We start from the raw sequence: 25386 nt of genomic DNA on the forward strand, positions 1-25386 counted from the left end.
CGTCGGCTCGTCTTTTCCTACAAGCACTATGTCTGCTAGGTGAAACCTGAATATATAGCGACTGGCCTAGTTCTCTGCTTGGGAAAATAGTCGTTTCTCGAATAAGACGAACTGTGCGTGTCTCTGATCCGCAAGGCGTTCGGAAATGGTTTCAGAGGCTAGCTCGCTTGGGAGAGTGGAAGAGAACTTGAGTCCATGGAGGGCGGACTTATTGACGTGTGGAGGGGAAAGCGCCGCGCTTGCTGACAGCGTGCGCAGCAATTCGTTATTCGACAGATCTGGTTGCAAGCGCAAGGATTGATCGGTAGTCCGCTGCCGAGGATCCACGACTCGTGGGAAGCTGGCTTGCAACGTCCGGTTGGCTGCGATACCAGCCCAAGTCCACCATCTGAGCTCGCCAGACGAACGCCGGAACACAGTCGCGTTGTCGGCAACGTCTCCGGAGTGCTTCTCGCGGAGCTCGGCGAGTACCGATGCTGCTCTGCGGGTGAACCGGACCCCTGCGGGATTGGTGCCCAGCAGGACCGATCGCTGGCTGCGGGTAAGGGCGAAAGACAGCCCACCTTCGCTCCCGCCCCACTTGGCGCGGCCGGGGAGGTCGCTCGGCTCGACGAAACAGCGCCTCCGCTTCCAGTCAATGTGCCCGACCTTCCAGCCACGTCCAGCGAGAAGCAGGACACGTGGTCCGTCGTGGTTGTCGGCCAGCAGAACATCGTCCCCCACTCGGCCGATCTCTTCTCGGCCGGTCAGGACTGTGAACTCCGGTGGCGCGCTGAACACGGCGAGAAGGTCCATGAAATGCCGTCGGCCGAACTTCTTCTCCGCCTCGAGCCCGATGAACGCCATCGGGCCGTCCCGCTCGAGGTAGCCTTCGGCCAGTAGATGATCAAAGATCTCGGTTTGGTGCTCATCGAACAACGGCAGGTCGCCCCACCACTCTCGCCAGGTGTGCGTCCCAATTTTGTTCTCTTGCAGGGCGAGGGCGAGCATCTGCTGCGCGGCGATGTGTCGAGGGTGTGGCGGGGCCACGATCGGTTCCACCCAGCCTGCTCCCCACCGTTCGAGCAGACCGGCTGTGCTGAGTACGGCTGATTCTTCGAGACACAGAAAGAGGCAGTTTCTGGTGCCCCCTGCACGACGTCCTGTCCGGCCCAGACGCTGGAGAAACGAAGCCACCGTCCGGGGAGCGTCGATCTGGATCACACGATCGAGATCTCCGACATCGATTCCCAATTCCAGAGTGGAAGTCGCAACGATCACGCAGTCGCGAGCTTCTGCAAAGGCCTGCTCTGATCTGCGGCGTTCGTCTGCGGAGAGCGATGAGTGCGACAGGAACGTGGTGATTTCGCGGGCGCGTAGTGCTGCTCCGAGTTCTTCAGCGCGTCGGCGGCTGTCGACAAACACCAGTCGCTTCTCGCCTCGGTGCAGTGTTGCGATGACGGTGGCCGCGTTGTCAATTGAACCGACATGATCGACGGTGATGTCCGGCGTGGTCGTCGTGCCACCGCTGGGCGCAACTACCGATCGTGGTCTGGAGTGTTGCGAGCCCTGAAGCCACCTCAGCAGTTCGTCCGGGTTGCCTACTGTGGCTGACAAGCCAATTCGCTGAAGCGGGCGGCCTGCGATCCGAGAGAGTCGTTCGAGGACCGCGAGCAAGTGCCAGCCGCGGTCGTCGCCGGCGAAAGCATGGACCTCGTCCACTACGACCGCTCGAAGGCTCGAGAACAAGCGCCGGGAATCAATGTTTGCCGACACCAGCATCGCCTCGAGCGACTCCGGCGTGGTCAGCAGGATATCCGGCGGTTCCTGGAGTATCCGTTTGCGGGCGCCGGAGCTGACGTCTCCGTGCCATAGGTCGGCAGTGCGACCGAGCCAGCCCGCATAAATCGCCAGTCTGGGTTGAAGGTTATTCAGGAGGGCCCGAAGCGGACAGATATACAACACCGACAGGCCCGTCCATGACTGTTCTTCCATGGAACTGAGCAGGGGAAACATCGCAGCTTCGGTCTTACCGCCTGCTGTTGGCGCCAACAGGATCGCATCGGACCCGTCAAGAAGCGGGTCGATCGCTTCGGCCTGGAGCGGGCGCAGCCCCGGCCAGCCCAGCGTGTTGACGATGTGGTGCACCAGCGCGGGAAGCAGCCGGTCGGCTCCGGAACTCACGGGAGATCCAGATCGATGTCGTCGACATCGGCGACGGTGTTGCGTTCTTCCTCTGAGAGCTCAGAGCCCTTGACGGTTACCGGATAGTGCACCCTCGGGTCGAACTCCTCGTGTTCGTCGACCCGGTCGAGCACGTCCTGAACGAGTTTCCGGAGGAAGACGCGTGGTGCGACACCTACCTTGCCACCCATCCCGCCGGTGACAGCCCGAGCTAGTTCATCGACATAGGCGTCGTCCACGCGAGCGGCGATCCGTTCGGGCTCCTTGGCATCGCCGACATAGAGATCGCGGACGTTCCGACCAAGCTCCCCAAGCCGGTTCAGGTCGAATCCGGGAAGCCGGAGCTGAACCGCACGTGGGTTGTCGAAGCGGGCGTCGGTGGTGAAGTCGGTCGCAAGTCGCTGAGCGAGCGGCGGTAGGCGTTGGACGCCTTGTTGTCCATCGAAAAACGCAGGAGTGCCGGTGATCACCAGGAAGAGTCCTGGAAAGCGGCCGGTGTCGATTTCGTCCAGCAACTGGCGGAGAGCGTTGAGGCCCTTCTCGCGCACATCACCCCGAACGCGCTGGAGGGTCTCGATCTCGTCGAGCACGACCAAAAGGCCCGGGTGACCGCAATCCTTCAGCACGGTCAGCAGGCCTTGGAGAAAGCCGAGCGCCCCGAAATGGTCGAGGTCTCCGCGCACTCCGGCGGCTCGCTTCGCGGAGGCCGCCACTGACTTTTGCCCGCCCAGCCAAGCGATTACCGCTTCTGCGGTCGCCGCATCATCGGCACGCTTCACATGCCGGTATCCGCGGAGAGCCGAAGCGAAGGCGGGGGTTGTCCTGGCGACATCACCTAGGCGACGCTCCATGAGAGTGTCCACGGCTTCGGCGATGGCGTCTTCGTCCTCCTCGTCGACTTCGCCAGTGTCGAGAACCTCCTCTTCGAGCGTGTAGAACCAGGAATCGATCACTGATCGCAACGCGCTCGGTTGGTGGGTCGCCGTAGACAGTCGTTCGGTCAGCCGCCGGTACACGGTTTCGAGGCGATGTAGCGGGGTTTCTGTCTCCGAGATCTGAATCTCACTCGTCGCCAACCCGGCTCGCTTCGCTCGTTCGGCCAGCCAGCGTGCGAAGAACGTCTTACCGGAGCCATATTCCCCGCGGATTGCGTGAAAGGCCGCACCGCCGCGCTTGATCGTGCTCAGGTCGTCGTCGAGTGCTCCGGTGAACCGATCGAGTCCTACGGCGAACAGATCGAGCCCGAACTGTGGAACTGTGCCACGGCGCAAGGCATCCACCACCTCGCGACGACGAACTGAACTGACCGGATTCACGGCTTGTCCAGGTCGAATTGTGTTCGAAGGAGCTCAAGGTTGAGTTCCACCGTTCGGCCGCCATCGATGAGTTCGAGTACCGGGTAGCTCTCCACGTTGAGCAAACGCTGAAGGGTGGCAAGGAATCCATCGATGTTTCTGGCTGCTTTGCCTGCGGTGGAGGCAATTGCGGCAAGCGAGAGCTTGCCGCCTGCGTCGGCAAGGCTGTCAATTACGGCGGCCACAACGTCGCTATTGGGTCCACGACGGATGAATTTCTCTTGCGTGGCGAAGATCTTCGAAGCGGTTACCTGCTGGCCAAGAGTCTTCTGCACGGCCGGCACAGGTGGTATGGGCTCCGGCAGCACATGATCGAACAGCCCTGGCCCGTCGGGGATAGCCTTTTGTTTCTTACGCGGCGCCTTGGGTGCCGGAGCGGGCTCCACAATTACCTGCTCTGGGCTGCCCCGCCACCACGAAGGCGTTGTCTGTTCAGCGGGCAATCCCGCCCAACTGTCCGGTAATACGTCGACAGACGGCAGCAGGACCAAGACGGGAATACTTACCTCGGCCAAAGCGGCACCGCCGTGGTACCCCGCGCGCTTTTGCGTGTATCGGATATCCTCGCGCCACGGGAGAACCACCTTTCCGTTCCCTTCGAGGACTCGCGGACCGTGCAGCGCGACTTCGCCCTCAGCCGGTGCTCCTGTCCGCCACCGTCCACCGTATTCGGCAGTTGCCGGGGATGGGCCGCTAGCGAGGCCACGCTCGAGAACGTGCCCGTGGTCCGATGTCACGACGACCGGCCGTCCGTAGCTGCGTGCCTGAGTGAGCAGGCTGGTCAGGTACCGGATGTCCTGGAGGCGCCAGGTCGTCCCATCGCCCTCGCGACCGGGGCCGAGCGTGTCATCGATCGTGTTGAGTACGACACCGACGACTTCGACGCCTGCCAACGCCGCAACGAGCTCGGGATTGAGACTCTGGCCGGCGCCGCCGCCGACTTCGTTCTCGTGGAAAAGTCGCGCTTGCTTGTGGTGCTTCTTCCAGAACGAGGCAAAGCCGTCTTTTTCTGTCGACTGGCCTCCTGCGATGGGTTTCCCGCACAAGAGGGACGGCCTGCTCACCGTCGTGATCGACGGAAACACTGACACTGCAGCCAGACGGGTGCCGGATACCGGGCTGGCCTCCAGCCAGTTGGGCCGACGGCTCAGTTCGTCGCCGAGCTGCGCCGCGACAGAAGCGCTCATTCCATCGAGCACGATGATCAGGGGAGCTGAGTCACCGGCCAGCGGAACCGCGGCTGTCGTCAGGATGTCTTCGATCAGCAACGCGCCTTCGGACAGCTGTGCGCGAGCATGCGGAACCCAGGAGGCCAGGCGGAGCGCGAATTCTTCGTCCGACGCGGTGCGTCGAGCCGTAACCTGCTCACAGAGATCGCGGTAAGCCTTGGCGCTCACCGGTTCGCCTGCCACGTCGCCTGCCCAAAGAACAGCAAGGGCGTAGTCGACCCAGCCCCATTGGGCCACTTGCTGTTGCACACCTGCCGACACGGACGGGACTCCGGATTCCGGTGTTGCGAGCCACCGTGCGAGCCGGACGGCCATGGTCGCTGTGGTCTTCTGAGAACTGAACAATTCGGCGAGGCGATGTTCGCCGAGTTCGCCGAGCGCGCGGTTCGCAGCCTCCGGATCGGGGAGCGCCGCGCCCACCGAACGAAGACGTGCTCGCCATGCGGAGGGCAGTAGTGGGTTGCTAGACAAGGCCTCGGTGAGGCCGGTTTGCTTGGCCAGCTCGTCGGCCCGTTCAAGCACGGTGAGGACGTCATGGCGGGCAGGGGAATCGGCAGGTCCGGCGGCAGTGATCCACCGGCTCAGCGTGCCGTCGACCGCCAGGGCGAACGCTTCGACGGCATCTGAGCGGATACCGGGGAAGAGCCCACCGACCGACACCAAGGCGTCGCGCGACAGCGATTGATCGCTTAATGCCGCGCCGACGACCCCCAGCGCCAGAGCGTCGCGGCCTCGACCAGCCGCGACCAACGTGAGAACAGCCTCCGCCGCCAGGCCGAGACGCTCGACGAGCCAGCTGCGGATGCCGTCACGTTCAGCGTTGTCCAGTTCAGCCCAGCTGGTCGTTGCGGTGCTCCGGGACCACTCGAGCAGGCGGTCGAGGTCGAGAGTTGCGGCGTCGACGCCAAGCCGCTGTCCGACGAGAGCCAGCAAGGCGTCGTCATAGGTCAGCACGCCACCACGGCGGGGCCAGCCACTGGTGGGTTCGGCGTCGAGGACTGCCTGGACGAGCCAGGTGGACTGCCAGACTCGGGGGTCCAAGCGATTGGCGCCGAACCGAAACTTCAGGTTCTCGACCGGGTCGATTCGCAGCAGGCTGGTCTCGAGAGCGTGTCCCCGCAAGTCCCAGTCGAGCTCGGCAGGCTCTACACCGGTGGTGATTACCAGCACACCAGAGGCCGCTCCAGTGTGCTGGTAGTCCAGCCATTCGGCAGTGATCCCCAGTATGGAGGGTTGGTCGGTGACGCGCACTGCCCGCTCGCCTTGGTCACCTTCGATCGGCTTCAGCCGGAACTCGGTGCGTTCACCAGGCTCATACCTGCCGTGGACAAGCACCAGGCATCGGCCTGGCTGCTTGTCCAGCGCGTGTCTGTGTTGCGTGAGCAGCGACTCGATCCCTGCTCGCGTGATAGGCGGAACCTGGGCCATCAAGCCTTCCCGTCGACAACACGCCACGAGATCTCTATCTCCTGACCCGGGTGTTCCTTGGCGAACTCACTGACCGATTGCTGCACGGCTGCCATCGTCTCAGTCAACTTTGCGGGAGTCGCGTCAGCGGTCACTCGGCGTGTCTGCTGGGGCGTGGGCGTGGGCGTGGGCGTGGGTGCTGGCGGCGGTGGCGCCGGCGGGGCTCCTGCTGCTGCCGTGGCATCCTGGATGATCTTGAGAGCGATCGCCCGGAATCCGTGCAGCATGGGGCCGAGCTGCCGGGTTTGCTCGTCGGCTTGGGCCGTCTCCGCTATGTCGGCCATCAGGCGTTCGGTGCGGTCTCGAATGCCGTCAGAACGGTCAAGATACGGCTGGATCGTTCGCAGGAGTTCGAAGTCTGCTGCGTCGAGTGCACTCAGGACGGACTGGGCCGATGAGATCGTCCTCGCCAGCACACCGTCGTTGTCTGGGTCCGGCAGCTGTGCGAGTGTCCTGATCAGCTTTGTCGAGTCGCTAATGCCGAACAGCTTGGCCAACAGGTCCGCTGCGGCCCGGGTCGCCACTACTCGTGGTGATGAAGTCTCGATCCCGAGTTCGGACGCATGCTTGTGCAACGCTTCGTGCAGGCGGTGGACAGCGTTCTCGTGTTCACGGACCTGTTCGAGCACACTATTGGTCAGCTTGGTGATGTTGCGCGTGAATCGGGCTGCCGGAGCCGACACCCCCAGAATCGTTCCCGCTCGGTTGCGGGCTGCTTCGAATTCGTCCTCGGTAGGCAGTTCTTGTGCGCGCAGAGCCCAACCTGGACCGATGTTGCCGACGTCTGGGGCGTCTTGCGGGATGGTCTCGCGGACCCAAGCTCGATCAGCGAGCAGGGCGTATACGGAGATGATCAGGTTCTCGACTGGCTTGTCGAGCCCCTTGTAGTCAAGCTCTTCCAGCCACCGTCGGATGTCGTCGACCGAGTAGTCACCTGCGACCTGCATCCTTGCCGCGTGCTGTTCGATACGCTGTCGCCACTCGTTGCTCAGTGTGAGCGGGCCGTCGTGGACCTCACCCAAGCCGAGCGGGTGCACGATCTTGCGCATCAGGGCAAGGTTGCTCTTCTCCAGTTCAACGCGGCCGCCTTGTTCTGCTGCTTTGGTGATCCAGTTTAGTGCCGTACGAAGCTCACCGACGGTGACAGCTTTGCGTTCCTTCTTCGGATCGAAGTCCGGGTGATTCGGGTACTTCGCGCCCAGGAGGCTGTCGGCCAGTTCGAACATGTTGTATTCGAACGGAGCGCCGACATGGAGCCGGGGAGTGTGCTGCGGGAACATGCTGAGCACTCGCCCGGGTTCGCCCTCCGGGTCGATGAGGTTCGACTCGTCACCGCGGGAGAGGCCGTAAAGCTGAGTCAGCACGCCTCGAAGGCTCGACGTGAGGTTCTCCTTGTGCACCTCGAGCTGGGTGCGTAGGCGGATCCGGTCCTCGGCCGATCGGTTTGCTGCGACCGCTTCGAGCCTACCTCGCTCGAGCAGGTGGTTGATCTTCAGCAGGCGACCGAGCTGGTTAAACCGCTGCTCAGACCAGAAGGCCGGCAGCCACACCAGGGTGGGGTAGGCGTGGCCATGCTGTTTCAATTCCTCCACGCGCTCGGCGTCTTGCCGGGGTGAACGTCCGGGTTCGTCGAAGGGATAGTCGATGACGAACCGGATTACGCCGTCAAGGCTGGGCCGGAACTGGAAGTCCGGCATCGACTGTGGGTCGCGGACGTTCTCGAATACGAACTCGGCGGTCCGCTTGGTGCCTCGCCAGACGATCTCACGCTCGCTCACGAAGACACCGGTGTCCTTGACACCCATCGCCTCCCAAAGCTGGCTGCGTAGCCACTTTCGCCGGTTGGCGGTGTTGTCTTCGTCGTTCGCGCTGTCCAGCAGCGGTTCGATGTCGAGGTCGGACAGGTGCAGGCTGAACACTGGGTTCTCGTCACCATCACTGCGCAGCTCGCCGAACTCGGTCTTGAGGTCACCCAGCCTGGTGGTCGCTAGATCGCCCGGCTGAGCAGTGCGTGAGGTGATCGAGCCGTAGTTCAATGCGGCCAGCCGCTGCCCGGTGAGCCGGGTCAACGCGGGCACGTCTGGAGCGAGGGACGCCAGCAGGAGCGTCTTGACCAGACGTTCGTCTGCGATGAACCGGGCATCGGTGGTCGAGCCGTACCTACCCTCCAGGTAGCGGCGAACCCTCCGGTGGAAACGCTGGCCTGCTTCGGCGTCCGTACGCAGCTTGTCGGTGAAGGCTGCCGTTGCATCTTCGGCGATGACGTCCCACAGGTCTCCGAGCGGAATGAGGTCGCCCAGCTTCATGTCCGTGCGCCGCCGATGGAGCATGTCCTGCAAAAGCTTGAGGCCAGTGCGTTCGCGTTGCAGTGCCCCCGAAAGCGCCACCAGCACGTTGAGCAGCGCGGGTGAGATCGGGTAGACGTCGCGGAAGTCGGACCAGTCCGCATGGGTGGCGCCGTTCGCGTCGAGTAGCGCTTCCTTGACGTTGGATTTGGTCGACTCGATGTTCTTGAAGGCCGCATCGAGTAGATGGTCCTTGCCGGGGAGCGGCTTGAGAACGCGCTCCTTGACGATCGCCGGAAGGTTGCGGTCTTCGAGGCTGATCGTGTCGAATCGCCCGGCGAGATACTGGACCTGCTGTTCGAGGTTGCTGACCTCGGAGCCCATGATGTCCGAGCCGATGAGGGTGCCGAGATCCCGCTGACGGGAGACGAACGAAATGATCGGCACCGGTCGATCGCTGTCCCCCGACTCGATCAGCTTGACCAGCTTGTTCACCTGAACGTTGACGAAGTCGCGGCGGGATAAGTAGCCCTGCAGCCAAAGGATCAGCTCGTCGAGGAACAGCACAACGCCGTCGTAACCGAGTTGCTGCGCGTGCCGGCTGATGACGGAAAGGCCGTTCTCCAGTGGGATGTAGGCGTCCTTGTCCCCTAACGCTCCGCGGGCATAGGAGGCCATTGGACCGGACAGGAGCGCGGAAACCAGAGCGTCCCGTCGTGGATCTCCAGGCTGCGCACCGAATGCCTTATCAAGTTCTAGACTGGTCCAAACGCTGGGAGCCGCTCCCTCGATTGGTTCCAGGTCGTCCAGGTCTGACGGCTTGGCGTCCTCGGTCCCGAGCATCTCCGCGAACTTGACGTCGCCCACCGCCTCGCGCAGATTCTTGGCATCCACGAGCATCGCGTCGTCTCGAAAGACCGCAGGGACCGGCTTGCCCGGCATGGTGTCCTGCACATGCTTGACATAGCCGCCTAGGATTGCCGCGTCAAGGTCGACCGACCCGATCAGGTGAAACGGCACCATGAGGAAGTTGCGACCGGCCAGCCACTCATCGTGTTCGGCGACGACCTTCCGCAGCTCGGGCTTGTCGCGTGCGGTCTTGTTTCCGTTCAGAACGGCGTGCAGAACGGTCAGGAAGTGGCTCTTACCGGAACCGTACGAGCCGTGCAGGTAAGCGGCATGAGAGTTGCCGTCGCGGACTGCAGCCCGGATCAGCGCGAGGGCCTGGGTGAAGGCGCCGCGCAGCTGATCAGTGACGACATAGTTGTCGACCAGCTCGTCCGTCGCCGTGAATCCCTTGGTCAGGTCGATCTTGAAGTCGCCCCGGTTGACCTCCTCCGGCATGTGGATCACATCCCGGAGGTACACCTCCTCGGCCATTCTCGTCCCCTCCCTCTAGCTCTTCCTGCGGCCGCGCCGCGTCTGCTCCGGCCGCCACTTGCTCAACGCCTCGTCGGTCAGCCCATGCTTGGTCTGCTGCTGCTCGAGCACGGTCTGGAACTCCTCCGCGGGGTTCCCGCCCCACTCTGCGTCATAGCCAGCGTGCCACTGCTTGACCCAGGGCATGAGCTCGGCCAGCCCTGCGAGCAGCGGCGCGATCTTGTCGGTCTCCCATCCTTCCTGCTCGAGCCGGTCATTGATCACGTTGACCAGCGCGAGCGCCTGGTCCTTATGATCCCAACCTGCCCAGCCGAGCAGCAAGGTCGGGTCAGCTTCTGGGCCAGCTCCGGGGTAGGAGATGAACCGTTCCTTCGGCACGTCGAGCTTGCCGCGGTGTGACCAGTAGGACGTCTTGGCGAAGTCCGCAGAGGTGTACTTCGGCGGCACCTTGATGTCGAGCCGCTTGCCGGTGCGGTCCTCCTTGCGCTGCTCCTCCCAGACGGATTCCCACTGGGCGCGTTTGCGCAGGCCAGTCTCCTTGTAGCGCATCGCTGCGAGGTAGGGGACGTGCTCGGTGGCGATGACCTGCTCCAGCACGTCGGCTAGCGGGAGGTCCCGCTTGCCAAGGTGGTCGGCTGCGTACAGGGCAGCGACAGAGTTGACGTCATCGTTGGTGCGGAGGAGGTCGGCGAGCTGGCTGACGGTCAGTGTGCGTGGTCCGGTCAAGCCGTCGCGGAGGGCGAACCAGAGTTCCTTGTCCTCGCACTTGTCGAGCAGCCAGGTTTCGAGAGCCTTGCGCTCCTTCTTCTCCCACGGCTCGGTTGCCCAGCGTCGCTTGCACTCGGGACGTTCGATGAGTGCAATGTCTCGACGGCTATTGATCGTCTCGATCCGCTTCTCAACGACCTGCTTGTACGCCTCCGGCCAATGCTCGGGAAGCTCAGTGATCGGCTTCGAACCGTGTCTGTCGAACCATTCAAGATCTACAGAATCGTCGATGGAAGCACGTCGAGCTATGGAAATTTCAAACGCGCGCTCGCCGAGCGCAATTTCTGGCACGTCCTCGAGTGAGTATTGCAGTTCGGATGACTCAATTTCGCTCGTGATGCCGTACAGTTTGTATACTTCCCAATCTGATTCCTCTTGGATGGAGATCATTTGAGCTCGAGTCTTCATCTGTTCGATACGTTTGTTCTCTAAGGATTCTCGACTTGGAATATTATTGTCGAGTATCACTGAAGGTTCGGTGTCGGCGAGTTGTCGCGACAGTGCGTCTAGTAGTGTGGCTGCGCGTGCAGGTGCCGCGGCTGGCAATGGAAATTGTTGCAACTTGGTAGCGTTGAACTGAAAGAATCGCTCCCAGTCGTTACTTGTAAAGCCGCCCCCTTCGCCGCGAATACCTTTATCGTGGCATACCTGCTTTAGCCAGAAGCATGCTGTTGATGAGTTTAGTAGGCCGAGTATTGCCAGGTGTTCACCTTCAGTTCTTCCGCTAGCAAGTTTTATTACTGGCGCAGTCTGCTTAAAAATCCTTCCGCCGCGATCGAGAACAAAATGGTTATGCGTCGAGACCTCAGCATAGGTTATAGAAAGCGGCGTAAGGAGCTTTCTGTGAGTTAGTCTCCCATACTCCGACCATTTCAACTCGGCGTCGAGCTTTGTTTTTCGGCCGAAGAGGACGTTGTTTGAAATTGTGGTTCTGGCTGGCCACATGGCGCGATGGAGACCAGGGGTCCCCTCGACGTCAATCGGCTTGAAGTCTGTTGTATACGGAAATAGTGCAGACTCGGGATTGCCGCTCGACCAGTCACGTAGAAGGTCTCCAGTGATCATGTCTCGAAGGTACTCTTCGCTTACGGACTTGCGTAACGCACTTCTTTTCGGTTGCAGATATAGATCGTCCTCGAGCGTAAAGCTAGTTATGCCGATTGAATCGCTGACGCGTTCCAGCTTCTTTGTGGTGGAATTTTCAATACGCGCCAGTAGGGCGTCCGCCCCGCCGCCGCTCAGAGACCAGGGATGACTGCTGAGGGTGTGTCGATCGACATCGGCGACACTGATCCAATCAGATTCGCTTCCTGGAGTGCTGATCTGCTCGATAATCGCTTGCCAGACAAGGCCTTGGGTGGGATCGGGTGGTGTTTCGGGTTCGCCGCGAATGCCAAGTGCGGAACGAATCGGTTTGTGTTCATTGGATATTTTCTTGCGGCCGATTATTATGACCGTCGGAGTGCCGTGTCCGGGAATGTATGCGCCCGATGTATCGATTATGTGAGTCAGATCGATGTTGCGAAGGAAGTTCTCGATGAGCTTCTTGCCAAACTCCCGCTTCATGAAGGAATTTGCGGTAATCTGGCCGACGTAGCCGCCTTGTTGGGTTGGCGTGGCGAGGTGAAACATTCGTGCTGCGAAGGGGACCGACAGAGCGTACTTGCCAGAGCACACGGTTTTCCAACGTGCGCGGTAGTTCTCGTTTTCCCGCCGGTCTTTTACTGTTATGTACGGTGGGTTTCCGACGACTACATGGTACGAAGCGGACGTGAGTAGGTCGCAGGAGTTGATATATTCATTAACGTCTTCACTGCGATAGGTGAACTCCTCGTCGGCTTTCGAGTCGAGCATGTCTATCTGCTCGCCCGCGACGCCTATGCCGTGCAGGAGTGAGTCGCCGACGGCGACGTTGATTGGGAACTCGCCTGCAGAGGCGAGTGTGCGGGTTCCGGAGGCTTTGAGTGCGGCGACTAGCAGGCGAAAGCGGGCGATCGAGGCGGCGAAGGGGTTTTTGTCGCAGCCGTGCACCGACTCAAGGGAGCGTCGGATCAGGATCCAGTCGTCGATGCCGGGCGAGGTGCGGCGCCACTCGGCTAGGAGGCGGTGGAAGATGCCCAGTAGGAAGTGACCCGAGCCGCAGGCTGGGTCGATCGTGCGCAAGCCCTCGCGGGTTCGCTCAGTGCCACCGCCGTGGCGGTGGATCTCCACGACAGGGTCAAGGCCGAAGGTCTCTAAAGCTGGGGTCAGTGTCAGGTCGAGGATGAACTCCTCGACGAACTCTGGGGTCTGCAGTAGCGCGTAAGTCTTCTTCGCATGGTCTGACAGGTCTTGATAGATGTCCCCGAGGAAGCGAGTATTCCAGGACTCGTCGGCGAATTTGTGGATGACCTCGCCGTCTGGGCCGCGGCGGCGCCAGAACGAGAGGAGGGCGGTCGCCGCCTCGAACGACGGTGTCAGCTCCCACAGCGGGTTGTACCGGCGATCGAACAGGCCGGCGGCGGTTGGGTGAGCTTCCGTCAGGTGGGTGAATGCGGCCTCGAGCCAGTCGCGATCGTTGAGGTGCGGGTTGGCGCGGAAGAACGCCTCTTGCCGCTCGTGGGCTGTGGCGAGCGCATCACCTGGGCCGGACAGAAACGGCTCCGGGATCAGGCCGTTGTCCTCACAGAACCGCACGTAGACACAGCCGAGCAGCCAGGCCACCGCGGCCTGCGTGACTCGATCGTCACGCCAGGTTTCGTAGATCGCGGCGGTGCGGTCGGCGTCGACGGCCTTCTGATACTCATCACGCAGCGGGCCGTCGAACTCCAGCTCGGCGCTGCGCTCGCGCAAGTCGTCTTCCAGAGTCGTGAGCTGCTTCCGCAGGTCTGCCAGTAGAGCCTTCTGATCGATTCCGTTCGCCACGCGCGTGTACTCCCTGTCCCTCGTGCTCACCGTGGCGTGATCGCTGCGGAGCCACGGAGCGCTACTCAACGTACCAATCCGTTACGTGAGCATGGGCGGGTAGCGCGTCTAACATACGTAGCGCGCGAAGGCGGAGAACTACGGAAGCTGGTCCATTCAAGCTCGCAGGGTTCCGATACGCAGGCGAAACCGACATCGAGCTGCGAGGAGACGGCGGCGAGCGCTACGGGTGTGTGCTCACCGCGGCCGGGTTTGCCTGCTGGTCGACGACGGCTCGTGGGTCGAGTTCCAAGGCTGGACGTCGACAGGGTGCGTGCGGTGCTGCGCGACGAGGCGCTCCTCAGCGCCGACCGGCCCGAACCCGGACGAGCGCTGGTGAAGGACTTCGCCCCGCGTCTCGATGCGCTCGCCCGTGCGGTCGAGCAGGGTTTTCGGCTCTGTGAGGTCCCTGACGGGCTGCACGGAATAACGTTCGCGTCGAGGTGCTCGACATCGACCTGGTCCGGGACATCTCCGCTGCCCTTGCAGACCATTATCGCGTGGCTGACCTCGACGATCCCGGTCCAGCCGCCGCATGGTGGTCGACCAGCGGCTCCCGTTGCCGATGTAATGTATGTCATCTTTGCTTGACTGCAACATGGCACTCGGGCACGCCCAGTCCCGGCACTTGGTCGCCTGGGGCTGTACGGAACCTTCTGAGTCGCGGATCTAGCCGAGTTCGATCTCGGACTCGATCTCGGCGAGAACATCGAGCTGGGCACTGAGCTCCGAATACAGTTCCGGGAGGGCTTCCGAGACCTCGAGCGCCACTGCCAAGGCATAGCGAATCGGCTCGTCTGCCGGATATGGCCATCGCTGCGTATTTCGCACCACAACGACCAGCTCAGGGTGCTCGTCCTTGTCCCAGGGGCCGACCCAGTCCTTCCGCGCCGCTTGATTGGCGCCGAGCAGACGAGATCCGTTTGCTGGCATCAGGTCGATGTTGTTCAGATCTTTGGAGGTCTCTTCTGCGGAGGCTGCGAACTTCGCGCGCACCTGATCGACATCGACCCCGCGATAGGCATAGACGGACATCCGGCTGGACAAATAGCTGAGCCGTGTCGCACGGGTCGGCGGGTCGAAGGCCAATCCGATGGCCATCCTCTTGTCGCCTCGGCTGAAGAAGGCTTTCGGAACTGGGATGGTATAGAAATGAACTTGGTCAGCGGCCAATGTCTCCTCACTCAACAGGACTACGCGATGGTCACTGGAAACCTCGGCCCTTTCAGTGTCGACTCTGTCGAAATCGGACAAACGTCGGCTATGGTATTCTTTTTCTTTCCCGGCTCGCCTTCGATGACCTTAGCTACCTGCCAGTAGCAGTGCGCGGACGCCAGTCGCCTGGAGCCGGGGGTAGCGTCCGAGCACGCGGAGAGCTGCGTGGGTGACGAGCGGGGCGGCGAAGCTGGTACCGATGCTTCGCGCCAGAAGAGCGTCTGGTCGCCCGCCTGCGGCGCCTACGACCCCTCCGGGCCTGGTGTCCGCGGCGACACGCTTTCTGTCGCTGTCGTACGTGAATGTTCCGCCGGGTACGGACAACTCGGGCTTCACGGCGTTCTCCATGCCAGGGCCTGTCCTGCTTACCGGACTCGGTTCGCCGGGCTTTCCCATCTGCTGAAGCGCAACCGACTCCTGTGCTGCTCGAACACCTTGATGGCTGTGTGGCACCAACGCGCCGACTGTCAAGGCCAGTGCGGACATGGTAGGAGGAGCCAGCCCAGTCTGATCAGACTCGAGCAACCCTTTCGCGTAAGTAGGACCGGAGTATTCGAAGGGCGAGACGTTGCCTGAGCTGACAACGATCACCAGGTTTCGTTCTCGCGCGAGCTTGTCCAGAACCGCGGCGATGCCCGACGGCGCCGGCGGATAGTAGGGATGCGCGGGGTCACCGACGGATAGGTTGATGACGCGGGCTCCGCGGTCGGCGGCCAGGACGATCGCGTGTTCTAGCACCGATTGCCAGAGTTCGGCGGTGGGGAAGAGATTCTCGCCATTGAGCACTCTGATGCCCAGAATTCTTCCGACTGCACGAAGTTCAGTGCGGTACGAGAGTTTCTGTTCAAGGGAGCCATAGATGGCGAGGCTGGCGACGAAACTTCCGTGTCCCGATTCGTCTGCGCCGTCTGGTAGCTCGTCCGTGCCGCTGAGAGTTTCGTAGACAACAGGAGCCAACAGTGGATTTCCTGCTTGAATGCCCGAGTCGATGATTGCCACGAGGGGTGCGTTCGGCGCAGGAGGCCGGATGAGAGGCAGCTTGGCTACGGGCCAGGTATCGATCTCGCTCTGGTTGAAGATCGGCTGGGGGAGCAGGGACGCTCGGCTGATTCGGTCTGTCCGGACAACGTCCAGAACAACTCCTGCCGAGATTTCAGCTCGGATAAGGGAGAGGCCGACTTCGTGGCGGCATGTGCGATCCAGGACATCCGCTCCCGCATTGGTGAGCGCGACTCGCGTTTCCTCGTAGCGCTCGATCGTGTCTTCCCTGTCCTCGCTACACCAGCAGGCGAGATCGATCCTCAGGACTTCGTCCGGACTGGCAGATGTAAGCCGCTCCCCGAGGTCCTCGTCGATAACATCGGACGGCTCCAGTGGCCGGATGCGTTCGATAGCATCGAAAAGGCCTTGATACCGGGGTTTTCCCGCTGGAGTGGACTCTGTCTCATATCGGGTACGCAGTTCGAAGAACTTGGTCATTTCCGGGTCAGACGAGAAGGCGGCCAGGGCTTGATCCCCGCGAGCCTCGAGGACACGCAGGCCCGCGCCCACGAGGGCGTCGGCCACGTTGATGACCGCGTCGTTGCACTCGATCACCATGATCAGATTCGGATCGATACCCAGGATGGGTTCTCGTCGAGCGTGCAGGTCACGAAGCGAAGCAAGCTGGTGGGCAAGGTCGCGCGCGTGACGTTTGTGGTCCGCATGGCGTGGGCCGCGTCCCCCCGCTCCCGGTGCCCTTTCGCCGTGGAAGCGGGTCCAAAGCGCGCGCGATCTTCAGGTGGGCGTGCTGACGCTCAACGCCCAACGCAAGCTGCGGCGTCAGGGACATACCCTCCGGCATACCTGTTCAGAGACCCGTGGCTACGCTCGGTATCGAAGATCAGCCGGATTGCCTAGTCTGATCCCACGTTCGTGACGACCCCGGCGAGCGTGTCCAAGCGCTCGCGTAGACGTTGCCATGCCGAGGTCATGGCTTCGTTGTCCACCGCAGGCTTGTCCGCGAGGACAGTCCGCCTCAGCGCGTCGAAGCACACCAGTTCGATTTCCGCGGGAGTGCAGTCGGCCAGCTTCTTTGCCCAGGTCAGTGGTGTGATTTCCGACCGATGGGCACGCAATTTCAGCTTGATCAGATCACTGGACTGCTTCTGGCTTAGCTTGCCGAAGCCGATCACCTCGTCGAAGCGACGCCATACTGCGGTGTCGACCAGCTGTGGGTGATTGGACGTTGCGACAACCACCGATTCACCCTGCATGTCTTCGAGGAGTTGCAGGACTGTCGCGGCCACCCGGCGCATCTCGCCATGGTCACCGGCCTGGCTGCGAGCCTGGTCGGTGTGATGTCCAGGGACGTTGTTCTCTGATGTGGGGTGGTGGCGGCTTGTCGTGCTGACAGGTGAAGGCCTCCGGATGTGAAGTGGAGCTGTCTAGGAACCGCTTCACGATCTGGAGGCCTTCGTGTCCCACCCTAATGCCACCCTGACTCCACGGACCCGGTTACGGCTGGCGCGTCTGATAGTCGAGCAGGGCTGGAGCGCTCCGGAGGCGGCGAGATGTTCATGGTCGCCACGAGGACCGCGAGGAAATGGGCCCAGCGCTACCGCACCGACGGCGCCGCGGGGATGACTGATCGCAGTAGCCGGCCACACTCCAGCCCGACCCGGACACCCGAACACCTGATGCGCGCGATCGTGCGGCTGCGCTGGCGGCACCGGCTCGGGCCGGTCCAGATCGCCGGTCGGCTGGGCCTGCCCGCCTCGACGGTGCACGCGGTGCTGGTGCGCTGCGGGATCAACCGGCTCTCCCGCATCGACCGGGTCACCGGCGAACCGCTGCGCCGCTACGAACACGACCATCCCGGCTCGCTGATCCACGTCGACGTCACCAAATTCGGCAACATCCCCGACGGCGGGGGCCACCGGTTCGTCGGCCGGAGCCAAGGTCTGCGCAACCGGGAAACGACCGCCAAACGAACCGGCCGGCGCAACCACCGCTACGAACCCCGCCCCGGAACCAGCTACCTGCACACCGTCATCGACGACCACTCCCGAGTGGCCTACATCGAAATCCACACCGACGAGAAAGCCACCACCGCGATCGGCGTCCTCCGCCGCGCGGTGACCTGGTTCGCCGACCACAACGTCACCGTCGAACGCGTCCTGTCCGACAACGGCGCCGCCTACAAATCCCACGCCTGGCGCGACACCTGCACCCAACTCGGCATCACACCGAAACGGACCAGGCCCTACCGGCCACAAACCAACGGCAAGATCGAACGATTCCACCGCACCCTCGCCGACGGCTGGGCCTACGCCCGCCACTACACCTCAAACACCGACCGCCACACAGCACTCCCCACCTGGCTGCACTTCTACAATCACCACCGACCCCACTCCGCCCTCGGAGGCCAACCACCCATCACCCGACTGACCAACCTCCCTGGACATCACACCTAGGACGTCGAACTCGTCCAGGAGCAGGACACAGGGCGTCTGCTCGGCGAAGTGGACTACCGATTCGATGTTTCGGGCGGTGTCGCCGAGGAATGACGAGGTTAGGGCGGCCAGCGACGCCGTGGCGACTGGCATGCTCAGTTCGGCGGCGATGGCGTGCGCAGTGGCGCTCTTCCCAGTTCCCGGCGCACCGAGCATGATCAGGCGTGAGCGAGGTCGCAGCCGTGACTGGTCAGGATCGAGCGAGACCGGAACTCGCTGACGATCTCGTCCACCAGTGTTCGCACGTTCGAGGTCAGAACCAAGTCGTCCAGCTCATGCCGCGGCTTCGTGAGACGGAGTAGTGGACGTTCGTCGCGGCTCTTCGGGATCGCCTTGAAGGTCAACGACAGACCGGGCCCAGGTCGTTGCTGTGAGTTCAGTTCACGTTCGAGCTCATCCGCCAGGAGCCGATGATTCTTACGTCGCTCCTCGGCGATCAGCTCACTTGCGGCATGGCGGAAGCCGACGTCGTCCGACTGGATATGGCTAGCGAACAGGCGACGGATGAGGTCGCTGTGCGCCATGACCGTTCCTCCCAGATCCGGATCCCGGAACTACCGAACTTCTGAGCCTCAACCCTACGTTCTTGGGTCTGTGTCTGCTGTAGGCGGGACGGGCGTTGTTGAAGACGTGCAGCTCAGGCGACCTCGCCCTTGTGGAGCTCGTCGAGGTACTTGCTGCGCAGGAGCAGGACCTCGTGGTCACCTTCGGTACCGACAATCTGGCTTGCCAGGCTGGGTGCTTCTCCGGCGGTCTCCATGGGGCACAGCAGCCACAGGCCATGCGGTGTTGCCTGTGGGTCACGAGCTGCACGCTGCAGCTCGGTGAGGAAACTGTGGCCGCCGGCGTCGAAATACCGGCCGATCAGGCCGGCATTATGCAGGAACAGCACACTTCGCGGTCCAGCTTCAGCCATGGTGGCCATGAGCCGGTTCTGAACGCGCTGCCAGCTCACCGACACGTAGGACGCTAGTCCTGGCGGCACTGTGCCGTCGCGACCAACGCGGGTGTCGGCGACCAGAACTCGGTCCCACCCCTGGTTGCGCTCCTTCACCAGCGCCCGGAGCTCGGTGAGGAATAACCGACCAAGGTCGACGGCCTCCACATCATGTTCAGACGCGACGAGTGTTGCCGTGCCGGGCAGGTTCTTCGCCTTGACCTTGAGAGCCAGGAATCCACCCAGCCTGTGTCCGTCGACAAGCCTTGCTGTGATCAGCTCCGAGGAACTGCGCCCAGTGTTGAGCGCAGCATGGTCGATCGAAGTCAACGTGCGTGAAGATGATCGAGCCGGTCGCAGACTTTCCGCAGGCCTCGGTGGGCAGAAGCGATTCTTGACTGGATCGAACGTCAGGCTGCTGCCAGCGTCACGCAAGGCCTCGCCAACGTCGATCGGTGAGGGGGTTCCCAGCGAGATCTCCGGGAAGCGGACCCTGACCTTCGCGAGAAGCGCATCCAGAGTGATTCCGTCGTCGCTTACCCCAGCTGCGGCTTGCGAGATGCGCAAACCGCGGACCAGACCGAGGTCGAGCGGATAGAGTTCCAGGCGGCGGGAGGCGGCTGAATGCGCGGACATCGAAGCGGCCAGGGAAAGAAGGCGAGTGTCGGCCAGTGGTGACATCCCCTCCGGCCGTTCGACTGCATGAAGGTCGCGCAGGGCTGTCGCCGAGCTAGGCAGCGGATCGCGTTTCGAGATCCCGTCGGCCGCCTGGCCCAGTGCGATCGCGTAGTCGCCCAATTCGCTGGGGCTTGGGTCGTCGGAGCCATCGAGGGATTCGGCAGCCAGGAGTACGCGGTCGTTGCGCCGGAGAACCGCCAGTGCCGGCTCGGACCTCTCGAGATCGTCCTTGCCCGGTAGAAGCAGCTCGGTGTCCACCGCTGCCCGGATGATCGCCGAAGCATTGCGCAGCGCGATTACTGGATCGTTCTCGGTCGATCCATGCCTCGCGAGGAACTCAGCCGCCACCTCGGGCGCGGTGGCGATTCGACCAAGGTCGCCGAGGACCTCCACGACCTCGCGGCGGATTGTGTCCATCCAGTCGAAGGTCTGCCACTTCCTGAGGGAACTGACGTACTTCGTCGACACCGAGGGTTGTGTGAGTCCCACTGCGTCAGCGACAAGGCGTTGCACGGGCCAAGTACTGATGTCGGCGACCGACCCGTCGACTCTCGGCAGCCCTAGTGTCAGACGCTCTACGTTGGGGCCTTTGTCTTTACTGTTGATCTTGGGCTTGGTCAGTAGACGTTCCAGCAGCAGCTCGACAGACTGGCGCTCGACATCGACCGGGACAGCCAGTTTCTCCGAATCCGGCCCGTCCGCGGCTCCGGTGTCTGTGCGAAGCTTTGCGCTCCACTGCCGGTGTCGCCTGGTCAATTCGCGACGTGTGAGCGCGCCAGCCCCTCGGGCACGTGTGATTGTCGAGGCCGGGATGTCCAGCAGCTCGCCGACCGTCGTTGCGCCGAGGCCGTCGGCCACCGAAGCAGCCCGAGGGCTGAGGCCAGCCGCGCTAAGCGGTGTTGTCAGCTTGGCGGCTTCTGCCGCGCGGTCGAGCACCTCGATGTCAGACCGGTCGGCTGCGGTGTTCCGCACCGTTTCCTGTGTGGTCGCAGGACGTGCTTTGTCGGCTTCAGTGAATACCGAGCGCCAAAGGTCGTCCATCTCGCGCAACGATGTGAAGCGGTGTGCGGTGTCTCGATGCAGTGCCCGCTTGAAAAACGCAGTAAGACCGTCTCGAAGTCGGTCGTCGAACAAATGCCCTTCGATTTGGGGCGTCTCGTCCTGGGTGACTGTCGGCGCATTAATGCCTTCACCCCACAGTGGACGCTCACCGGTGGCCATCTCGTACAGCGTGACGGCGGCCGCGTACCGCTCGGCGTGGTCGTCGTAGAATTGTCGCCGCGTGGTGTGTACGAACGGGTCGAGATAACCGCGGGTACCTACGGTATCCGTCGGAGATGCCTTGGCCAGAGAGAAGTCGAACAGCTTCAGCTGTCGCGACCGGTTCGCCCGGCGGTGGATGCCGAGGTTGTCCGGCTTGATGTCGCGATGGTGGATCTCGGCGGCTTCGAGCTGGTACATCGCCAGGATTAGCTCTCGGCCGAAGTTTTCCAGGTCGTGGTAGCTGAGCCTGCCCTCCTCGCGCAGATGCTTTGCCAGCGAAACTTCACCGGCGAGTTCCAGCTCCAGCGCGGTGTGACCGCCGATGAGGCGGGGTCCGTCCAGCAGCTGAACAATCGTGCCACCCGTGACCTTGCGGAGGGCCTCCGCCTCGTCATGCAGTCTTGCGGCCCGGCTGTCCTCATCCAGCGCGACCTTGAAGACTCGCTCATCGACGACGGCGCCGTCGTCAGTTTCCCTGAGCCGCTCGACCTGCAGGGCGCGCGCGGTAGCCCCGGTGCCGAGAACACGGCGTACGAACCATTCCTCGTCCACCTCCTGCCCTGCGATCGCCTCAAGCGGGTCCACAAAGGACCTTCCGGCAGGCATCGGCGTGGCGTCTTCTTCTGCGTCGTCAAGCCGGTCGAGAAAAGCCGCCGCCGAGTCGAGACGGAGGACGACGTCCGAGCGGCTAGCGTCGTAGATCAGGTCGCCGATCTCGGGAGGCAAGGTGTCGTCCACGGCAGAGACCTGAAGGCCTCCGTCGGTGCCTACCCGCTCGACTAGCTCGGAACGGCTCGAGGCGGGCGGACGACTGGTCAGCACCAGGTAGGACACCGAACCGAGGCTGAAGACGTCCATCTCCACTGGATCCGGATACTGATGTTCGGCCTCCGGGGCCAAATACCGCAAGGCGGTGTCCTCGATGAACGCACCGTCCAGCGATGAATCTCCAATGGACCTCAGTGACGTGGTCTCGAAGTCCCTTGCTGCTGTTTGCCAGTCGATCAGCCGGAGTACAGGGCTAGAGCCGTCTGGCCGACAGGAGACGTAGATCGACCGGGGTGACAAAGCACGGTGATACAGCATCCGGTCATGGGCGTATTTCAGGGCTTCAGCAAGCTGGCGGACCAAACCAAGGCGGGTTTCCGAGGTCAGTGAGTCGCTGAATGTCGCCAGGTATGCGTCAAGCCTGAGGTCCGACTCGTGGTGTCGGAACAGAATCGCAGGCCGGCCCTGGTGTTCTCCGAACTGGCGGGCTTGGGCGATGCCTCGGTGGTCGATGCCCTGCAGCACCTGGTACTCACGTTTGGCGGCCCGGTGGGCCTTTTCGGCGTCGGCCTTGCTGGTGCCCGAGCTGATCAGATAAATCCTGAGGCGGCCCTGCTCGTCGAGTTGGCCGTCGTCGCGCCTGACCAGCCTATCTTCCCAGAATGGCCCGGCGTCGAGTGCTTTCGGGTCGAGCTTCCAGAAGTCGCCGTAGCGCAGATGCGCGGTGGCGGGCAGGATGCCGATGGCCGTCATCAGCTGCGGCAAGACGCGTGACGCGAACTCCGGACGGATCCTGTCCGCCTCGCGGTGCGGAGGGCGTGCGAGGAGGTCGTCCCAGACAGTGGGGAGGCCGCTGTTCGCGTGGCGTGCGTAGACGTTCGGCGTTTGGAACTCGTCCAGTTCGCTGCGAAGTCCGGCATCGGTCAGGAACACGATCGGTTCGATCCACGGAACCCGGCCGGTGTAGCCGACTTTCTGTGCCGCGCGAGTCAGCTGTCCTCGCAGCTCCTTGGCTTTGAGATTGGTCATCTCAAGCGGATTCGGCAGAGTACGGACTCGTCCGCTGTGCCGGTCGGTGAACCGCCAGGTCGAGCCGTGGTTGACCACCCTGCCGGGATGCGCCTTGAGCTCGAGTAGATAGAGGCCTGAGGGGACTGCAATCAGCAGGTCACACTCGTTGCTGCGGCTGGAGGCCGCTGTGAACGAGAACGTTGCCCAGGCACGGTAAGGCTCGGCGTCCGGCATCTGGCGCTTGATGAAGTCGAGGCCCTCCTGTTCCCAGGCATAGTCCGACTGCTTGCGCTGATACCAACGTACTGAGGAGGAGCCTGAATTGGCGCCCGGTGTCACACTGCCTCCCTCGATCCCTGCCGTGCCCGCTGGCCGAACGGAGTGTAGTCGGAGCCACCGACAGAGAGCGGTGCCGTCAGGATGCTCGCCGAACCGTGGTCTGCACGGCCATATTTTCTCGGCAGCTCAGAGGCCTGCCTGGTCGTTCGATGAGGCTCGGTTTGCGAGCATGCGTCTGACGTAACGCCGTGCTTCGCTCCTTGAACATCTCACGACGACTGTGGCCGCTTGATTGTGACAACGGCTTGAACCGCGAAAATGCAACACGCCAGAACAAGGAGAATGCCATGCCCGACATCTGACCCGTATCCGTCCTCGGTGTGCCCCCGGCAGGATTCGAACCTGCGACACCCGCTTTAGGAGAGCGGTGCTCTATCCCCTGAGCTACGAGGGCATGTACTGCCGGGCACAGCCTACCGGGTGACCGGCTCCGGCAGGGCACGAGGGCACCGTCACATCCGGAGGGCGCGCGGCCGCCCCGGTGAATGCCCGGAATGCCCCGAACGGCGGTTGTGCTCAAACGAGCGCCGAGTGGTCGTCCGATCGGCGGGCCCAACCGGGACAGTGGCCGCCTAGTGACACTCGACCTGCGGATCCGTCCCCGAGCACGCACACTCACACCCAAGAAAACAGGGCTGAATCGAAAGCTAGATCGACACAGATGACCCGCGAGGGTCACTCGTACGTGTCTGGTTTCGAAACCCTGAACAACAGTAGGTAATCTTCGTTAACGGGACGCGAGACGCCGCTCCCCCGGCTGCCGGAGGGCTTCGTTGATCAAGCTCATGTTCGCCGACGACGAGGAACTGGTCCGCTCGGGCCTGCGTGCCATGATGTCCGGCGCTGCCGACATCGAGATCGTGGGCGAGGCGAGCGACGGGAGATCAGCGGTCGAGGTCGCCCGGCGGTACCACCCCGACGTCGCGCTGCTCGACATCAAGATGCGCGCGCCCGACGACGGTATCCGCGCGCTCAGGGCCATTCTCGCGTTGCCGGATCCACCGACCGTGGCCATGTTGACCACGTTCGACATCGACGACTACGTCAGTCTCGCGCTCCGGCTCGGGGCCAACGGCTTCCTGCTCAAGGACATCGATCCGGCGGCGCTGCTCAGGGCGGTCCGTGACCTGGCGCGCGGTGGCGCGGTGCTCGACCCCGGGGTCGCGGCGCGCATGGTCCAGTCTCACCGGGACGAGCAGCGGGCCGCGCAGCCGGCGCGCAAGCTGCTCGCGTCGCTGTCCGAACGGGAGCGTGAGGTCGTCGGGCTGATCGGCCAGGGGCTGTCCAACGCGGAGATCGGCGGGCGCCTTCATCTGTCCGAGGCCACGGTCAAGGGCTACGTCTCGGCCGTCCTGTCCAAGATCGGCGCGGCGAACCGGGTGCAGGCCGCGCTGCTGGCCTACCGCGGCGGCCTGCTCGACCAGTAATGATCCTCACCGCGCTCGAGTTCCTCGGCTTGATCGCGTTCGCCGCTTCGGGGGCGCTCGCGGCGGTGCGGTCCAGGTTGGACGTCTTCGGGGTGGTCGTCGTCGGGTTGACCACGGCGCTCGGCGGTGGGGTCATCCGTGACGTCCTGCTCGGGATCACGCCGCCCACGACGCTGCGGACCTGGCCGTACCTCGCGGTCTGCGGCGGGACGGCGCTGGTCGTGTTCGTCTTCCACCCGCAGATCGCGAAGCTGCGGCGCGCCGTGCTGCTCGCCGACGCGCTCGGGCTCGGGGTGTTCGCGACGGCGGGGACCACCATCGCGTTGAACGCGGGCGCCACCCCCTACGCGGCGTGCCTGATCGGGATGACGACAGGTATCGGTGGCGGCGCGGTGCGTGATCTCCTCCTGCGGGAAATCCCGCTCGTGCTGCGGAAGGAGATCTACGCGGTCGCCGCGCTCGCGGGGGCCGTGCTCGTCGTGATCGGTCACGCTCTGCGACTGCCGCCGGGGCCGGTGACGGTGGTAGCAGCTGCCGTCGTGGTGGGGGTCCGAATGCTCGCTTTGTGGCGCAGATGGAACGCACCTGTTGCAAAGGGGCCCGAGACCGGCTGAAACGTCCTGTGGACCGCCGGATTTCCTTTGTTGGTTCTGTGTGTGTTCTT

Annotated in this window: 13 protein-coding genes, 1 tRNA gene and 2 pseudogenes; 3 read left to right on the plus strand and 13 right to left on the minus strand. The window is 63.0% G+C overall.

What is annotated here, in order from left to right; all coding sequences use genetic code 11:
* Positions 1-66: 66 nt before the first annotated feature.
* The 9 genes from B0293_RS25550 to B0293_RS25585 all read right to left on the minus strand — a co-directional run bounded on the left by B0293_RS25550 (position 67) and on the right by B0293_RS25585 (position 17216).
* Positions 67-2163 carry a DEAD/DEAH box helicase gene (locus tag B0293_RS25550; RefSeq protein WP_005155550.1) on the minus strand — a complete coding sequence of 699 codons (2097 nt, stop codon included), beginning with the start codon at positions 2161-2163 and terminating at the stop codon, positions 67-69.
* A complete protein-coding gene (gene brxD / locus B0293_RS25555) occupies positions 2160-3479 on the minus strand; it encodes a BREX system ATP-binding protein BrxD (RefSeq protein WP_039917241.1) in 1320 nt (439 codons plus the stop codon). The genes B0293_RS25550 and brxD overlap by 4 nt, the downstream gene beginning before the upstream one ends.
* The gene (gene pglZ, locus B0293_RS25560) at positions 3476-6175 is read right to left on the minus strand and encodes a BREX-2 system phosphatase PglZ (protein WP_039917244.1); all 2700 of its coding nucleotides are present in this window, start codon (positions 6173-6175) and stop codon (positions 3476-3478) included. Before pglZ ends, brxD begins: the two co-directional genes overlap by 4 nt.
* A complete protein-coding gene (locus B0293_RS25565; RefSeq protein ID WP_005155554.1) occupies positions 6175-9879 on the minus strand; it encodes a hypothetical protein in 3705 nt (1234 codons plus the stop codon). The genes pglZ and B0293_RS25565 overlap by 1 nt, the downstream gene beginning before the upstream one ends.
* A 15-nt stretch (positions 9880-9894) precedes the next feature.
* Complete coding sequence (gene pglX / locus B0293_RS25570; protein ID WP_005155555.1) at positions 9895-13551, minus strand: BREX-2 system adenine-specific DNA-methyltransferase PglX; 3657 nt, start codon at positions 13549-13551, stop codon at positions 9895-9897.
* A 237-nt stretch (positions 13552-13788) separates the two neighbouring features.
* Positions 13789-14013: a hypothetical protein gene (locus tag B0293_RS25575; RefSeq protein ID WP_039917248.1), complete on the minus strand. Its 225-nt coding sequence runs from the start codon at positions 14011-14013 to the stop codon at positions 13789-13791.
* 246 nt (positions 14014-14259) lie between these two features.
* Positions 14260-14844 carry a hypothetical protein gene (locus tag B0293_RS43975; protein ID WP_209437270.1) on the minus strand — a complete coding sequence of 195 codons (585 nt, stop codon included), beginning with the start codon at positions 14842-14844 and terminating at the stop codon, positions 14260-14262.
* A gap of 48 nt (positions 14845-14892) precedes the next feature.
* On the minus strand, positions 14893-16404 hold the full coding sequence (locus B0293_RS25580) for a S8 family peptidase (RefSeq protein ID WP_005155559.1): 1512 nt from the start codon (positions 16402-16404) through the stop codon (positions 14893-14895).
* Positions 16405-16700: 296 nt separating this feature from the next.
* Positions 16701-17216 (minus strand): AAA family ATPase, encoded by a 516-nt coding sequence (locus B0293_RS25585; protein WP_280620088.1) that lies wholly within the window; start codon positions 17214-17216, stop codon positions 16701-16703.
* A gap of 46 nt (positions 17217-17262) precedes the next feature.
* Between B0293_RS25585 and B0293_RS25590 the strand changes: the two are divergent.
* A pseudogene (locus B0293_RS25590) lies at positions 17263-18260 on the plus strand (IS481 family transposase).
* A gap of 45 nt (positions 18261-18305) precedes the next feature.
* On the opposite strand, the pseudogene B0293_RS44885 reads toward B0293_RS25590, so the two are convergent.
* The 4 genes and pseudogenes from B0293_RS44885 to B0293_RS25605 all read right to left on the minus strand — a co-directional run.
* Positions 18306-18455, minus strand: a pseudogene (locus tag B0293_RS44885) (AAA family ATPase); the annotation flags it as partial.
* A 2-nt stretch (positions 18456-18457) separates the two neighbouring features.
* Positions 18458-18823 carry a hypothetical protein gene (locus tag B0293_RS43980; RefSeq protein ID WP_005155562.1) on the minus strand — a complete coding sequence of 122 codons (366 nt, stop codon included), beginning with the start codon at positions 18821-18823 and terminating at the stop codon, positions 18458-18460.
* 113 nt (positions 18824-18936) lie between these two features.
* Positions 18937-23295: a BREX system serine/threonine kinase PglW gene (gene pglW / locus B0293_RS25600; protein WP_005155563.1), complete on the minus strand. Its 4359-nt coding sequence runs from the start codon at positions 23293-23295 to the stop codon at positions 18937-18939.
* Positions 23296-23616: 321 nt separating this feature from the next.
* Positions 23617-23689, minus strand: a tRNA-Arg gene (locus B0293_RS25605).
* Between the two features lie 379 nt (positions 23690-24068).
* Between B0293_RS25605 and B0293_RS25610 the strand changes: the two genes are divergently transcribed.
* Both B0293_RS25610 and B0293_RS25615 read left to right on the plus strand, forming a co-directional pair.
* Entirely contained in the window at positions 24069-24722 is a 654-nt protein-coding gene (locus B0293_RS25610) for a response regulator (protein WP_005155565.1), read from the plus strand.
* Complete coding sequence (locus tag B0293_RS25615) at positions 24722-25336, plus strand: trimeric intracellular cation channel family protein (protein WP_005155567.1); 615 nt, start codon at positions 24722-24724, stop codon at positions 25334-25336. Before B0293_RS25610 ends, B0293_RS25615 begins: the two co-directional genes overlap by 1 nt.
* The last annotated feature ends 50 nt before the right edge of the window (positions 25337-25386 follow it).

The organism is Amycolatopsis azurea DSM 43854, assembly GCF_001995215.1.
Taxonomy (GTDB): Bacteria; Actinomycetota; Actinomycetes; order Mycobacteriales; family Pseudonocardiaceae; genus Amycolatopsis; species Amycolatopsis azurea.